Below are 13,536 nucleotides of genomic sequence, written 5' to 3'. Positions count from 1 at the left end.
CCTATATTTTCACGACTTTGTTTACTGAAGCGGAAGGATCACATGTAAAATCGCCGCTGTATTCCACCGTCTCAATGATGCATCCCGCGCCGATCCGCACAGTTTTCCCGCGTACTGTCTGCGCGTTTGTGTCCGCCAAGTCAATGATGTCACCTTCAATCAGCTCTGCGGTCAGCACCGGAGCCGGCATCAGTTTAAAACGCGTAAGCACGCTTTTTCTGCTCATCACCTTCAAATGGCGGCAGCCGATTTCCTTCACATGGCTCTCACCCGCCGCCAGCTTCATACTGACTTCATCGGCATTCAGCAGGCCGCCGATCTTGCATTTGCCTTCCGAACGGAACGTCTCTGTCTCACAATCGCCTTCGATTCCGACTTTCCCGGATATGAAGATATCATCAGCTTTCACACCGCCGCCGAAAGATGAAAATCCCGCGACGTTCAACCGCTCCGTTTTGACATCACCTTTAATGACACCCGTTCCGTTGATACGGATAGATTCGGCTTCAGCGCTGCCGGAAATTTTCCCCGAACCGCTGATCGTCAGCGTTTGCGTCTTGACATTCCCGTCTGTTTTTCCGCTGCCGTTAAACAGAAGGCTCGTGCACTCGACATCACCCGAGACCGTGCCGCTTCCGTTGATCTCCACCGTATGAAAACGGCCTCCTTTTGAACTTCCTGAACCGTTGATGACTAATTTATCTGTTACGTCCATTGATGGTCCTCCTGCATCCATTTCGTTTTTAATTCTTCTGATGCCGCAGCAAGCGCCACCCGTTCAACCACTTTGACAGATGGTTCAAACAGAATATGTTCAGCGTCTGAGATGAAGCACGTCGTTACGCCGAGTTTTCGGAGCATGACGAGCTCCGTATTTGCTTTCAGCTCGGAATCCTCATACACTTTCAGCACCTCCGCCGCCATTTTCCCTTCGTCAAGATTGATATTGCCTGACTGCAAAAGCCCTTCAAGCACATATAAAGACAGCAGCGCGCGAGCTGTAAATGTCACGCCGCCTTCTCCGTAAACTTGCAGCGCGGCCTTTGAAATCAGCCCTTTTTGAAGCAGCTCCGCAAACGTTATGTTGACATCAGCCATTTGCGGAGACAGCATTTCCCTCATTTCATCCAAAGACAGATTTTCTTTCATTTTCTGTATTTTTGAGATACGTTTTAATATTTCCGCTCTCGGAAAAAATGTTTCCTGGCCTGTAAACGTTGATTTTCGGATAAACCATTCCTCAGGAATTAAATTTTTCCGCTTCCAGCGGTACAGCTGTCCGTATGAGATTGATGTTTCTTCAAGTAATTCTTTTTTAGAAATCAGTTGTTCCTCCATAAATCCAGCTCCTTTGATGAAAACATTGTAACATAACACTGTTACGTTTGTTAAGCCTATAAATATAAAAATGTCATGAACCACGGCTACATAAAAAAACCGCCCCGTATCCGGGCGGTTTTTTCTCAGGTCAAATCTCTGTAATTTTGCTGGCGCAGCGCTTCATAGACAAGAATCGCGGCAGTGTTGGACAGGTTTAATGATCTCACATGCTCGGTCATCGGAAGACGCAGGCAGCGGTCCATATTGTTTTCGATCAATTCTTTCGGAAGTCCGCTCGTTTCTCTGCCGAATACGAAGAAAACATCTTCCTCCGTATTTGAGTAGTCAAACGATGTATGCGGCTTTTGCCCGAATTTTGTAATGAAGAAAAACTTTCCGTTCTCATATGCCTCAAATAATTCGTCCAATGAATCATGATATACGACGTTGACGAACTCCCAGTAATCGAGTCCGGCGCGCTTCAGCATTTTATCATCGGTTGAGAATCCGAGCGGGCGGATCAAATGAAGCGTTGTGTCTGTTGCCGCACAAGTACGTGCGATATTTCCCGTATTGGCCGGGATTTCGGGTTGATATAAAACGACATGTAATGCCACGATGTTCACCTCTGTTTTTTATTCCGCCCACCATTATATCATTAATTACTCTTTTGTCGTATCATCCGTAATATGAAAAAACGCATATCTGATGGAAGGAGTATACGCCGTTGAATCCTCATATGACCAATATCTCATTCTGCTGTCATACGTTTGGGCATTGACAAGCGGCATATTGCTTTTATCTTTTGCGACGACAATCGTCGTATGATTAAAACGGCCGTCTCCTTCAAAATCATAGCAAATCACATCCCCGGGCATCAGTTCTTCGGCGCTTGACACCTGCACCGCGCGAAGACCGGCCTTTGATTGAGCCAGATACATCTTCATGGAATGCGCGACCGTCCAGCTGTAGCTCCATGAACTTTGCTTCATCCACCAGCCTGAGCCTCTGTTCGGATGCCCGCGCATCGGCGCTTTTCCGGCATGCAAACATTGCGAAATAAAATTTGTGCAATTGTCGCTGAAATTTTTATAAGCGGGGTTTCGTTTATTCCAAAACTTTTCCGCGTACTGAACGGCAGCCAGACGGTCGTATTGAAATGCCCTCCCGAAATCTTCCCGTTCACTCCGCTCATATTCGATTACGCTGTTTCCGTCAGAAAATCCAGCCGGTTTTTTCTTTACTTCCCGATCTTTAATCAGCAGCTGATCATAGAGAAATGCAGTCCGTTCCTCAATCTGCTCTTCTAAATAAAGATGTCCGTCCTGCTCCTTGCACAAATATTCGAAATGAATCGTGTACAATACGCATAACGTGCCGTCGTCCTCAAGACTGCTGTTGACAATGACGGCTTTCGCCTTCGCTTTAACGATGTCAACTTTCCGTTTTTCAAGCAGCTCTTTTTTTCTCGTCAGGGCTTCAAGATCGCCGGCCGGTCCATTCTGCCTCATCTCGGTTCCGTTGACTAAATAATGAAGCCGGGCCTCCGCTAAATCTTCAATAATATGCTTCAAGCGCTCCACCCACCATACTTTTTTATAAAGAAAAAACACTTGAACTCCGGCCAAGTGCTTTTTCTCTATACATATGTCAGGACTGGCCGGTTTTAGTCTTATCAGAAACCGATAGCAGTTCCAGTCCCTTTTTAATTTCCTGTATGGCTTCCTCATCCTGCTCTTTATAAAGCGCTTTTTCTAATTCCGCTGCATATTCCTGATCACCGATTTTCCCGATGGCCCAAGCGGCCGTTCCCCTGATGACAGGGCGCGGGTCTTGGTGCATCAAGGCCGTTAATTCAGGAAGAGACGATGCATCTTTGAAATGGGCCAATGCCAAAATGGCATTCCGCTGAATCGGCTTCTTGCCGCGCCATGAGCCTGATACATGTCCGAATTTTTCTTTGAATTCACGGTTGCTTATGGTCAAAAGCGGCTTTAACAGCGGCTTTGCGATTTCCGGGTCGGGCTCCATCTGCGGATGAAGATGAAAATCTTTCCCTTTATTAATCGGACAGACCGTCTGGCACGTGTCACAGCCATACAGACGGTTTCCGATTTTCGTGCGGAACTCATCCGGCAAAAATCCCTTTGTCTGGGTAAGGAATGAAATACAGCGCTGGGCGTTAAGCTGTCCGGGATTGACGAGTGCGCCGGTCGGGCATGCGTCTAAACATTTCGTGCATGAGCCGCACATATCTTCAATCGGCACATCCGGTTCAAAAGGCAGATTTGTGATCATCTCAGCCAGATATACGTAAGAGCCGTATTCAGGTGTGGTGATCATGCAGTTTTTGGCGCTGAAGCCGATTCCCGCCCGTTCAGCCACGGCCCTGTCGGACAATTCTCCTGTATCCACCATTGACTTGGTGCGGATATCTTCATGTTTGCTTTGAAGAAAATTCTCCAGCAGATCAAGCTTTTCCCGCAGAACGTCATGATAATCCTTTCCCCAGGAAGCTCTGCAAAAAATGCCGCGCCGGCCGTCCCTCGTGCTCCTTGGCGCATCTTTCATTTTGGAAGGATAGGCAAGGGCGATGGCGACGATCGATTTGGCTTTCGGCAGAAGCAAAGACGGTGTGACCCGTTTTTCAATATCCGGTTCTTCAAAGCCGGATAAATAGCCGAGTGATTCCTGAAGAATCAGCCGGTCCCTCAGACTGTCGAATGTATCAGCCGTCGTAAACCCGATTTTGTCGACTCCGATGCTTTTGGCGTATTCGATTAATTCCTCTTTCAGTTTATGGATATTCATTTTTTGCACAGCCTCCTTTCTTTGTGATCAGGCTCCAGCCCGGGTATAATAGAGTTTTATCATCCCGGAATGGAGTGAACACAATTGAACATCAGTTTAGATCCTCTTATTGCTGAACGGGTGCCGGGGATCAAAGCGGCAGCCGTATTATATGAACAGATCGAAGTCGGGCCCGCCCCGCAAATGCTGAAAGGCCGCCTCCGTTTATTTCAAGAATCGCTTTACTTTGATTATGCAGACGGCGGCATAGATGAACAGCCTTTTGTGAAAGAATGGGCGCGTATAATGGAACAGCTCAGCCCCGCCTTTTCTGGACAAAAAACGCCGATGGAACTTATGCTCGGCGATATTTCCCGGGAACGATTCGTCGAAAGTGTGAATTCAGCCCATGATACCATACTTTTTTTCTCCTTGAAATATTCATTGCCCATCATGGCGTATGATGCCCCAGACATCGATGAACCGATTTCCATTACGATCGGAGAAAAAGAAGACGTACTGGCCTTCTCCGGCCCGGACGGCGTTTTCGGCAGCCTTACCGGACATATCAATACCCGCCCCGTTACGTCCGATACGAAAAAAATGCTGCAGCTGATCTTTTTCCCGCCTTCGTTTCACGCCGAAGCGGCCGAAGAGCTGTTATCATCCTTAACCAATATGTTTGAACAAATTCACGGAGGCACCCATACCGTCTCTTGGCTTTCATAAAAAGACACGCCTTTCGTGTCTTTTTTCACATAAAAAAACGCAATACTTCGTTTATCAGAGAAACGAAACACTGCGTTAATAACGTATGTATGGAGCGGGTGATGAGAATCGAACTCACGACATCAGCTTGGAAGGCTGAGGTTTTACCACTAAACTACACCCGCATCAAAATTATTTTTTCAGTACCGATTTGATGTTTCTAATGTTACATGTTTATTTATTTTTCGTCAAGGGAATGTTAAAAAATTTGTCGAAAAAAATTCTTTTTTTGTCCACATGTTAAGTTGAGTTTACATTTTGTTAAGAATCTCATACAATATGAAAAAGAAGAAAACTTGAGGTACGTCTGATGATGAAAAATAAAGTAAAAGAGCTGAGAGCCAGATACGGCTATTCTCAGGAAACGCTCGGAAAAGAAGCCGGAGCCACCAGACAGACGATTGCAGCGATTGAAAAAGGAGATTATGTGCCTTCACTCTTATTGGCGCTTAACATCTGCCGGGCTTTCTCCCTGACGATGGAGGAAGTATTCTGGCTGGAGGAGGAGAAAAAATGAGTTTAAAAAGCAAAGCGTGTTTTCACCTTGCTCTCTACGGATTGTCCTGCTGGACGCTGATTTCTTTTATGGAAGCAATACCGCAGATCGCTCAGTTTTTCCAAACGGAAGGGAGCGGTTCATTTGAGCTGAATATCACTCCGTTTCTGCTGTTTTCCGTTTGTGCCGCACTGTATATCTATGCTGAAAAGAAAAAACGGAACGGCAAACAGCACAGGCTTGTGCCCGACGAATTTGAAGAGCAGGATGAGAGAGAACGGATGATGACGGCAAAAGCATGCCGTTCCTCGTATATCGCCGTTTACTTCTCATTACCGGCCGCAGCCGTTCTGCTTTTGTTTTATCCGCTTATTCAGCCGCATCTTCCCTTTTTTCCGATTCTTTTGATTTTCATACTGATGATGATTCAGCATTTGGCTTATGTTTTCACTTTTCATAGGCATGGCAAAAACTCCGGTTCGTAACAGACCCGGAGTTTTTTATATTACCAGCTCGCTTTTTTCACCCCGGGAATCCGGCCTTTATGGGCCAGCTCCCTGAATGCAATTCTGGACAATTTAAATTTCCTCATATATCCGCGGGGCCGACCCGTCACCGCACAGCGGTTATGAAGCCTGGCCGGAGCAGAATCACGCGGCAGTTTGCTCAACGCTTCCCAGTCTCCTTTTGCCTTTAATTCTCTTCTGATGTCCGCATATTGTTCAACAAGCTTCTGCCGCTTGAGTTCTTTGACCGCTTTTGATCTTTTAGCCATTTCAGCACTCCTTTTACAAATCGTAATTATATCGCTTTAATAGTATCATCTGTATGTTTATAAAGCAAGCTTCCGGCATAAAGAAGACGGGCCTCCGCGAAGCCTACTTGTTCAGCTTCACATAATAGAGTAATGCGTCAGAATGGCTGATCAGCATCTTCTTATCTCGTGACATTTTGACGTGCTCTCCTGAATTCTTCACACTCGCGCCAATCAATACTGGTTCCCCATAAGTCACTGACTCGGCAGAGGAAATAAACACGGACGCTCTGTCATCTCCCTGATTCCGGGTAAAAACAGCGTCTGCCGAGACTTTCCCGCTATCATCGGCGATACCGAAACGAACCTTGTCTTTTTCCTGTTTCCCTTTGTCTTCTCGGTCCGTGTAACAGATGAATTGCAATTCTTTTGGTTTATTCGCATCGCCGCTGTAATCTGATTGAATCGGCCCTGCTTTATCCGTCAGTTTTCCGTTTTGGTAATGTTCAATATACATCTGTGCGGCCGCCAAGTCTTTTGTGACACCTGTCACTACTGCCGCTCCGCTTTCTGACGAGGCAATTTCCATTCTGTATTTCTCTGTCTTTGATAAATCAGCTTCTTTTATCTGCATGCCATTGGAATGTCCGCATGCCGTTAATCCTGCCAGCAGACAGCACGCTGCCGCCCAATTGAATACCTTCACCAAAAAACACCTCTTTTTGATGATTGTAACATTATCAGAAAAAAGAGGCATTTGTTTATTCAGACCGTCGCTTTGCAAAATGGTCGTTGCCCATTGCTTCGCCCAGTCGGTGCTCAAGTTTTTTAGTCCGCTCATTCTGAAACGGCAGAAGCGGAAAAACAAGCTCAGCCAGATAATAAGCTTCTTCCAGATGCGGGTAGCCAGAAAAGATGAACGACTCAATGCCGAGTGCCTGATACTCTAAAATACGATCAGCGACGGTCTGCGGGTCACCGACAAGCGCCGTGCCCGCTCCGCCTCTGACCAGCCCGATGCCGGCCCAGAGATTCGGGCTGATCTCAAGCTTCGTCCGGTCACCGTTATGAAGATCGGCCATCCGTTTTTGTCCTGAAGAATCAGCGCGTCGCAGCGCAGCCTGCGCTTTCGCAATCGTCTCTTCGTCTAAATGGCTGATTAATCGTTCAGCTGCTTCCCATGCCTCTTCTTCTGTCTCCCGGACAATCACGTGAAGCCTGATGCCAAAACGCATCGTCCTTCCTTCTTTGGCGGCCTGTTTTTTAACGGTTTCAATCTTTTCTTTTACCTGCTCCGGCGGCTCCCCCCATGTTAAATACACATCTGTATGTTTCACCGCAGCCTCAATTCCCGCTTGTGATGAACCGCCGAAATATAATGGGGGATGCGGTGTCTGTTTTGGCGAAAACAGCAGATTGCTGTTTTCCACTTTAATATGGTCCCCTTCATATGTCACCGTTTCGCCCCGCATGAGTCCGCGCCAGACGGTCAAAAATTCTTCAGTCGCCTTATAACGTTCATCGTGACTGATAAACATGCCGTCTCCCGCCAGTTCATAAGGGTCTCCGCCCGCTACGACATTTACGAGCAAACGGCCGTCTGAGAGCCGGTCCATTGTCGACGCCATTCTCGCGGCGACAGATGGCTGCATCAATCCCGGGCGGACCGCCACTAAAAATTTTAAATCCCTCGTTTCTCCCGCTAAAGCCGCAGCCGTCAGCCACGGGTCTTCACATGACCTCCCCGTCGGCAAAAGAACCCCCGTATATCCGAGTCTGTCTGCCGCCTGCGCCACTTGCTTAAAATAAAGATGATCCGCCGTTCTACCTCCCGTTTGCGTCCCTAAATACCGGCCGTCTCCATGCGTCGGAATAAACCAAAGAATTTCCATATGAATCTCTCCTTTTTTATCGGTTATCCTTCATAACTGTTCCGCCATTTTAAGAGTTTCCGTTCGAGCATTCTGACCAGCGCATCTGTCAGCTTGCCGACAGCCGCAAAAATGATAATGCCGACAAACACCTTATTTGTCTGTGAAAATTGTCTCGCATCCATAATCATATAGCCGACGCCCTCACTCGATCCCATAAGTTCCGCCACCACAAGACCGAGCCACGCAATACCGAGAGAGAGCCTGATGCCGAGCAGTATATTCGGCAGGGAAGCCGGAAGAATCAATTTCGTCATCTGCTGATACCAGTTAAATTCCAGCACCCTTGCGACATCAAACAGCTTCGCGTCCACACCGCGGATGCCGAGAAACGTATTAATATACACGGGGAAAAAAGCCCCCAATGCGATCAGCAGAATTTTTGAAGTCTCATCAAATCCGAACCACAAAATAAACAGCGGAGTCACAGCCAAGTGCGGAACAGTTCTGAGCATTTGCAGAGACGGATCAAGATAGGCTTCCGTCCGTTTTGAGAAACCGACCAGCAGCCCGAAAACAAGTCCGAGGCCAGCACCAAGCAGAAATCCGGCAGCCGCCCGGTATAAGCTGATCTCTAAATGACCCCAAAGCTCTCCTGACAGAAGAAGTTCCTGAAAAGTCTGCAAAATGATGACAGGTGACGGGAGCACCGTGGCTGAGACGATGCCCAGACTTGCGATAAACTGCCATACTGCGATGACCGCAGCCGGGAGTACAACCCCTTTCATCCATTGATATGAATACCGCCGGGGCTTTGCCGGAGCTTTCTTTTCTGATTGGCTTATTGCGCCGGCAGCCGTTGATGCTTCTGCTTTCATTATTTACCGCCCCCCGTTTTAAGCGCCTTTTGGATAAATGAATTGTCGACAACGTCCTTTACATCAATTTTCTTTTGAATCGCCTTTGTCTGATATTGAAAATCCGCGGTTTCCTGCTGGGCTTTGACTATATCATCATTGATCGGTTCATTGAGAGGCTCAGTATTGTTGAGCACGTTTCTTACGACTGATGGATCAAGATTTTTGATTTTCGCATATAAGGAGACATCTTCATCTTTATGTTCCTTTTGCCATGTAACTGCCTTATTGAACACTTTCAGAAAACGGACAACCCCATCCGGGTGCTCTTTGGAAAATCCCGTTCTGACTAACGTGAAACCGGGAGAATATAAATCTGTGCTTTCTCCGTTCGCCAACATTTCCGCGCCGTGCTGCAGCGTCTCAATCGACAAATACGGTTCCCAAATGGACCACGCATCAACTGATTTGTTTTCGAAAGCGGAAACCGCCTCATCAGGCTGAAGCTGGATGATGGTGACGTCATCGGCGGAAAGTCCGGCTTTATCCAACGCTTTATAGAGAAAATCAAAGCCGCTGCTGCCTTTGGCTACGGCGATTTTTTTCCCCTTTAATTCTTGCAGGCTCTGAATCCCGCTGTCTTTGTTTACAAGAATGCCGTTTGCTTTTAACCCGTCCTGAGACAGCCCGATCTCTTTAAAATCAATTCCTGCCGCTTGACCGGAAATGACCGGTGAGTTGCCGACCTGAGAAAAATCAAGCTTATCGGCGGCAAGACCTTCGAATTGCGGGGGACCGCTTTGGAATTCGACCCATTTTACCTTTATTCCGTCTTTTTTGAAGGCCTCTTCAAACCAGCCCTTTTCCTTTGCAATGAGAAGCGGGCTTAAACTCTGCTGGATGCCGATCCGGATTTCTTTCACCGTTTTCCCGCTCCCTCCCGCTCCGTGGGCACTGCATCCGGTTAACATCATGACTGCTGCGGCTAAAAGAATAATGGTTTTTTTCACTTCGCTTCGTCCCTTCTATATTCCAGATCCATCCGCAAACCGGAGGTCTTCCGTTTTCTCAAACTCAGAAAGCACCTTCTGCCTGACGTCCTGAAAATCAGCTGACGTACGATTGCGCGGATGCGGAAGCTGAATCGGCATCAGACTGTGCAGCCGGCCGGGCTTTGCCTTGAGAATCGCCAGCTTATCGCCTAAATAAACGGATTCATCAATATCATGCGTGACCAGAATCATCGTCGTTTTTTTCTCGCGCCATATATCAAGCAGCACATCCTGCAAATGTTTTCTCGTAAAGGCGTCAAGCGCTCCGAACGGTTCATCTAAAAGCAGCACCTCCGGCTCACGCAACAGGGCTCTGGCGATGGCGACCCGCTGCGACATGCCGCCGGATAGTTCGCGCGGATAAGCGTTCTCCGCTCCCTGCAGCCTGACAACCTCAATCAGATCATCCACTTTTTGACGAACGGCCGGGTCGTTGATATTGAGGTCGGCAGCAATGTTTTGTTTTACCGTCAGCCAGGGAAACAGCCGATGCTCCTGAAAGATAAATCCCTGCCGGATGCCCGGTCCCGACACATCGCGGCCGTTTATTGTGACAGAGCCTTCATAATCGGTATCAAGCCCGGCAATCAATTTTAAAAGCGTGCTTTTGCCGCATCCGCTCGGCCCGATCACAGTCAAAAATTCTCCCGATGCAATTGACAGTTCAATATCATTCAGCACCGGTGTTTTCCGGCCTTCATGCTCAAATGCTTTTTCTTGTATGCTGATGGTTACAGCCATCTGTCTTCCCCTCTTTTTCTGCCGCATCGCTCGAAAAACAAAAAGGCTCCCATCTCCAATTGCTTGTAGAGATGGGAGCCTTCGGCGGTCCGATCGGCTGCCCGTTTGTTTTTAAATTTGAATATCATGTTAATTCAAATTATTCCGACTTGTCAACTGTTTTTTGTATGAATTAAAATACGCTCTCCGGCATTTACCTGCCAAAGAGCGCATCAGCTGTATCACGTATTTACTTCCTTTTGCGGCCGGGCGATTTTCAATAATGTTCGCGCATTGTTTCCGAAAATTTTTTCTATATCTTCTTCCCGCATATTGATTTCCCGGCAGGTCCTGACTTGCTCCTGAAGATATCTGTATACATATCCCCGCGGAAAACCGTTTGAATCCGTCCCGAAGATGATGCGTTCAGCACCGATTAATTCGGATGTCTTCCGAAACAGAATTTCCAAATCAAGCGGATACGGCATCCACCTCATCCACTGGTTTGAACCGGACGTGTCAATATACACATTCGGGCAGCTCCAGCACAGCTGAAGCAGTTCCTGATAATATCCGGCGCCGAAATGCGGAATGATGAACGGGATATCAGCATACTCTCTCGCGACGCGATAGATGGAGAGCGGATTGATGTTGCGGTGGCTGACAATGCCCCCGGCCCTTCCTAAAAGCCCGAAGTGAATGAGTACAGGCAGCCTTTTATCAGCCAAATACGTCCAAAGCTTTTTCAGCGAAGGATCATGAAAATCGATGTCTGTCAGCGGACCGAACAGTTTATACCCTCTCAAACCGAGCTCTTCAACCGCTCTTTTCAGCTCTTCATACGCATCCTCCCGCTCCAAAGGGTGATATGCAAATCCGGTAAATTTCGCGGGATTGGCTTGAATAAACGCCGCCATCCGGTCATTGCTCTCCGCTGTTAAAAAATTCAGCACATCGATGCCGTACTTATTTAATTCATTCTCCCACTTTGTCATCAAAGGGGTTTCTCCGTCATCGCCATCAGCATCACGCGGATCAGGAAAATCCCAGGTAAGATTCATTCTGTCTGAACGCTCTTGGTTATAATCGGAAAATGTTTTATCGTTTTTGCCGAAATAAAGGCTGTACGGCAGATGACCGTGAATATCGACAGGTTTAAAATGCTGCCGGAAAAGCATACAATCGCCGCCTCCCTTACCGCCTGACAATGAAAAAAGGCCCTTATCCCATGAAGAATAAGAGCCTCTTGTGTCCAAGTCAGCGGTTGCTATTTTTTCTCATCTTAAACCTATTATTCCTGTCAGTCAAGCAAGCTTTCAAAACTCAAATTCCTTATTTCGATAATACAAATAATTATTTTATAATCATTATAAAATAATATTGACTTTTTATTGATAGGTGATATTATATTTTTATAAATCTAAAGAGGTGATCACATGAGTTCAAATAAATTAACAACCAGCTGGGGCGCTCCTGTGGGAGATAACCAAAACTCAATAACGGCCGGCGATCGCGGCCCCACTTTAATACAAGACGTCCATCTGCTTGAGAAATTGGCGCACTTTAACAGAGAACGCGTTCCAGAGCGTGTCGTTCACGCAAAAGGCGCGGGGGCACACGGTTATTTTGAAGTCACAAATGACGTGACAAAATATACGAAAGCCGCATTTCTGTCAGAAGTCGGTAAACGCACACCGCTCTTTATCCGTTTCTCAACCGTTGCAGGCGAACTGGGCTCTAGTGACACAGTGCGCGACCCGCGCGGATTTGCCGTTAAGTTTTATACAGAAGACGGAAACTACGACATCGTCGGAAACAATACGCCAGTATTCTTCATCCGTGATGCCATCAAGTTCCCTGACTTTATCCATACACAAAAAAGAGATCCGAGAACACATCTGAAAAACCCGACGGCCGTTTGGGATTTCTGGTCTCTGTCACCGGAATCACTGCACCAGGTAACCATTCTGATGTCAGACCGGGGCATTCCGGCAACCCTTCGCCATATGCACGGATTCGGAAGCCATACATTTAAATGGACAAATGATAAAGGCGAAGGCGTCTGGATTAAATATCACTTTAAAACAGAACAAGGCGTGAAAAACCTTGATGTCAATACAGCCGCAAAACTCGCGGGCGAAAATCCTGATTACCATACGGAAGATTTATTCAATGCGATTGAAAACGGCGATTTCCCCGCATGGAAATTATATGTTCAAATCATGCCGTTAGAAGACGCAAACACATACCGCTTTGATCCGTTTGATGTCACAAAAGTATGGTCTCAAAAAGACTATCCGCTAATTGAAGTCGGCCGCATGGTTCTGGACCGCAATCCGGAAAATTACTTTGCTGAAGTAGAACAGGCGACATTCTCTCCCGGAACATTAGTCCCGGGCATCGACGTCTCACCTGACAAAATGCTTCAAGGCCGATTGTTCGCATATCATGACGCACATCGCTACCGTGTCGGCGCAAACCATCAGGCGCTGCCGATCAACCGTTCCCGCAATGAAGTGAAAAACTATCAGCGTGACGGACAAATGCGTTTTGACGATAACGGCGGCCGCTCCGTCTATTATGAGCCTAACAGCTTCGGAGGACCGAAAGAATCACCTGAGGATAAACAGGCGGCATACCCTGTATCAGGTTTGGCAGACAGTGTAAGCTATGATCATCATGATCATTACACACAAGCCGGCGACCTGTACCGCCTGATGAGCGAGGAGGAACGCGCACGCCTTGTCGCCAATATCGTCAGTGCGATGGAACCTGTGGAAAAAGAAGAAATTAAGCTGCGCCAAATCGGCCACTTCTACAAGGCTGATCCTGAATACGGCAGACGCGTTGCCGAAGGACTCGGACTGCCCTTACCAAAATAACATCAAGAAACCTGCCGGTCTGTCCG

At 47.3% G+C, this 13,536-nt stretch carries 16 protein-coding genes and 1 tRNA gene; 4 read left to right on the top strand and 13 right to left on the bottom strand.

The window, feature by feature from the left end; translation table 11 throughout:
- Position 1: 1 nt before the first annotated feature.
- From BAMF_RS25600 to queG, 5 genes are all read right to left on the bottom strand, one after another.
- The gene (locus BAMF_RS25600; protein WP_013351613.1) at positions 2-715 is read right to left on the bottom strand and encodes a polymer-forming cytoskeletal protein; all 714 of its coding nucleotides are present in this window, start codon (positions 713-715) and stop codon (positions 2-4) included.
- Positions 706-1,338 (bottom strand): YhbD family protein, encoded by a 633-nt coding sequence (locus BAMF_RS25595; RefSeq protein ID WP_013351612.1) that lies wholly within the window; start codon positions 1,336-1,338, stop codon positions 706-708. The genes BAMF_RS25600 and BAMF_RS25595 overlap by 10 nt, the downstream gene beginning before the upstream one ends.
- Positions 1,339-1,463: 125 nt before the next feature.
- A complete protein-coding gene (gene trmL, locus BAMF_RS25590; RefSeq protein ID WP_088030492.1) occupies positions 1,464-1,946 on the bottom strand; it encodes a tRNA (uridine(34)/cytosine(34)/5-carboxymethylaminomethyluridine(34)-2'-O)-methyltransferase TrmL in 483 nt (160 codons plus the stop codon).
- Positions 1,947-1,982: 36 nt separating this feature from the next.
- Positions 1,983-2,894, bottom strand: coding sequence for an amidase domain-containing protein (locus BAMF_RS25585; RefSeq protein WP_038463192.1), 912 nt, complete (start codon positions 2,892-2,894; stop codon positions 1,983-1,985).
- A gap of 76 nt (positions 2,895-2,970) precedes the next feature.
- A complete protein-coding gene (gene queG / locus BAMF_RS25580) occupies positions 2,971-4,131 on the bottom strand; it encodes a tRNA epoxyqueuosine(34) reductase QueG (protein WP_013351609.1) in 1,161 nt (386 codons plus the stop codon).
- A gap of 84 nt (positions 4,132-4,215) precedes the next feature.
- Here queG and BAMF_RS25575 point away from each other — a divergent pair, with 84 nt between their 5' ends.
- Positions 4,216-4,839, top strand: coding sequence for a hypothetical protein (locus tag BAMF_RS25575; protein ID WP_013351608.1), 624 nt, complete (start codon positions 4,216-4,218; stop codon positions 4,837-4,839).
- 90 nt (positions 4,840-4,929) lie between these two features.
- Here BAMF_RS25575 and BAMF_RS25570 read toward each other — a convergent pair.
- A tRNA-Gly gene (locus BAMF_RS25570) sits at positions 4,930-5,003 on the bottom strand.
- 188 nt (positions 5,004-5,191) lie between these two features.
- On the opposite strand from BAMF_RS25570, the gene BAMF_RS25565 reads away from it, so the two are divergent.
- Both BAMF_RS25565 and BAMF_RS25560 read left to right on the top strand, forming a co-directional pair.
- Entirely contained in the window at positions 5,192-5,395 is a 204-nt protein-coding gene (locus BAMF_RS25565; protein WP_014469942.1) for a helix-turn-helix transcriptional regulator, read from the top strand.
- The gene (locus BAMF_RS25560) at positions 5,392-5,859 is read left to right on the top strand and encodes a hypothetical protein (RefSeq protein WP_013351606.1); all 468 of its coding nucleotides are present in this window, start codon (positions 5,392-5,394) and stop codon (positions 5,857-5,859) included. Before BAMF_RS25565 ends, BAMF_RS25560 begins: the two co-directional genes overlap by 4 nt.
- Positions 5,860-5,879: 20 nt before the next feature.
- Here BAMF_RS25560 and rpsN read toward each other — a convergent pair whose 3' ends face one another.
- The 7 genes from rpsN to BAMF_RS25525 all read right to left on the bottom strand — a co-directional run bounded on the left by rpsN (position 5,880) and on the right by BAMF_RS25525 (position 11,806).
- A complete protein-coding gene (gene rpsN, locus BAMF_RS25555; RefSeq protein WP_013351605.1) occupies positions 5,880-6,149 on the bottom strand; it encodes a 30S ribosomal protein S14 in 270 nt (89 codons plus the stop codon).
- A 103-nt stretch (positions 6,150-6,252) separates the two neighbouring features.
- The gene (locus tag BAMF_RS41795; RefSeq protein ID WP_013351604.1) at positions 6,253-6,834 is read right to left on the bottom strand and encodes a hypothetical protein; all 582 of its coding nucleotides are present in this window, start codon (positions 6,832-6,834) and stop codon (positions 6,253-6,255) included.
- A 55-nt stretch (positions 6,835-6,889) separates the two neighbouring features.
- Positions 6,890-8,020: an FMNH2-dependent alkanesulfonate monooxygenase gene (gene ssuD, locus BAMF_RS25545; protein WP_013351603.1), complete on the bottom strand. Its 1,131-nt coding sequence runs from the start codon at positions 8,018-8,020 to the stop codon at positions 6,890-6,892.
- Positions 8,021-8,043: 23 nt separating this feature from the next.
- The gene (locus tag BAMF_RS25540; RefSeq protein WP_088030491.1) at positions 8,044-8,880 is read right to left on the bottom strand and encodes an ABC transporter permease; all 837 of its coding nucleotides are present in this window, start codon (positions 8,878-8,880) and stop codon (positions 8,044-8,046) included.
- Positions 8,877-9,866, bottom strand: coding sequence for an aliphatic sulfonate ABC transporter substrate-binding protein (locus BAMF_RS25535; protein ID WP_013351601.1), 990 nt, complete (start codon positions 9,864-9,866; stop codon positions 8,877-8,879). The genes BAMF_RS25540 and BAMF_RS25535 overlap by 4 nt, the downstream gene beginning before the upstream one ends.
- Before the next feature lie 15 nt (positions 9,867-9,881).
- Positions 9,882-10,649 (bottom strand): ABC transporter ATP-binding protein, encoded by a 768-nt coding sequence (locus BAMF_RS25530; protein ID WP_013351600.1) that lies wholly within the window; start codon positions 10,647-10,649, stop codon positions 9,882-9,884.
- Positions 10,650-10,870: 221 nt separating this feature from the next.
- Complete coding sequence (locus BAMF_RS25525) at positions 10,871-11,806, bottom strand: amidohydrolase family protein (protein ID WP_013351599.1); 936 nt, start codon at positions 11,804-11,806, stop codon at positions 10,871-10,873.
- Positions 11,807-12,064: 258 nt separating this feature from the next.
- On the opposite strand from BAMF_RS25525, the gene katA reads away from it, so the two are divergent.
- A complete protein-coding gene (gene katA, locus BAMF_RS25520) occupies positions 12,065-13,510 on the top strand; it encodes a catalase KatA (protein ID WP_013351598.1) in 1,446 nt (481 codons plus the stop codon).
- Positions 13,511-13,536: the final 26 nt, after the last annotated feature.

It is taken from the genome of Bacillus amyloliquefaciens DSM 7 = ATCC 23350 (genome assembly GCF_000196735.1).
GTDB classification, from domain to species: Bacteria; Bacillota; Bacilli; order Bacillales; family Bacillaceae; genus Bacillus; species Bacillus amyloliquefaciens.
Note: the sequence above shows the minus strand (reverse complement) of the source record. Positions and strands in the feature narration are given on the sequence as shown.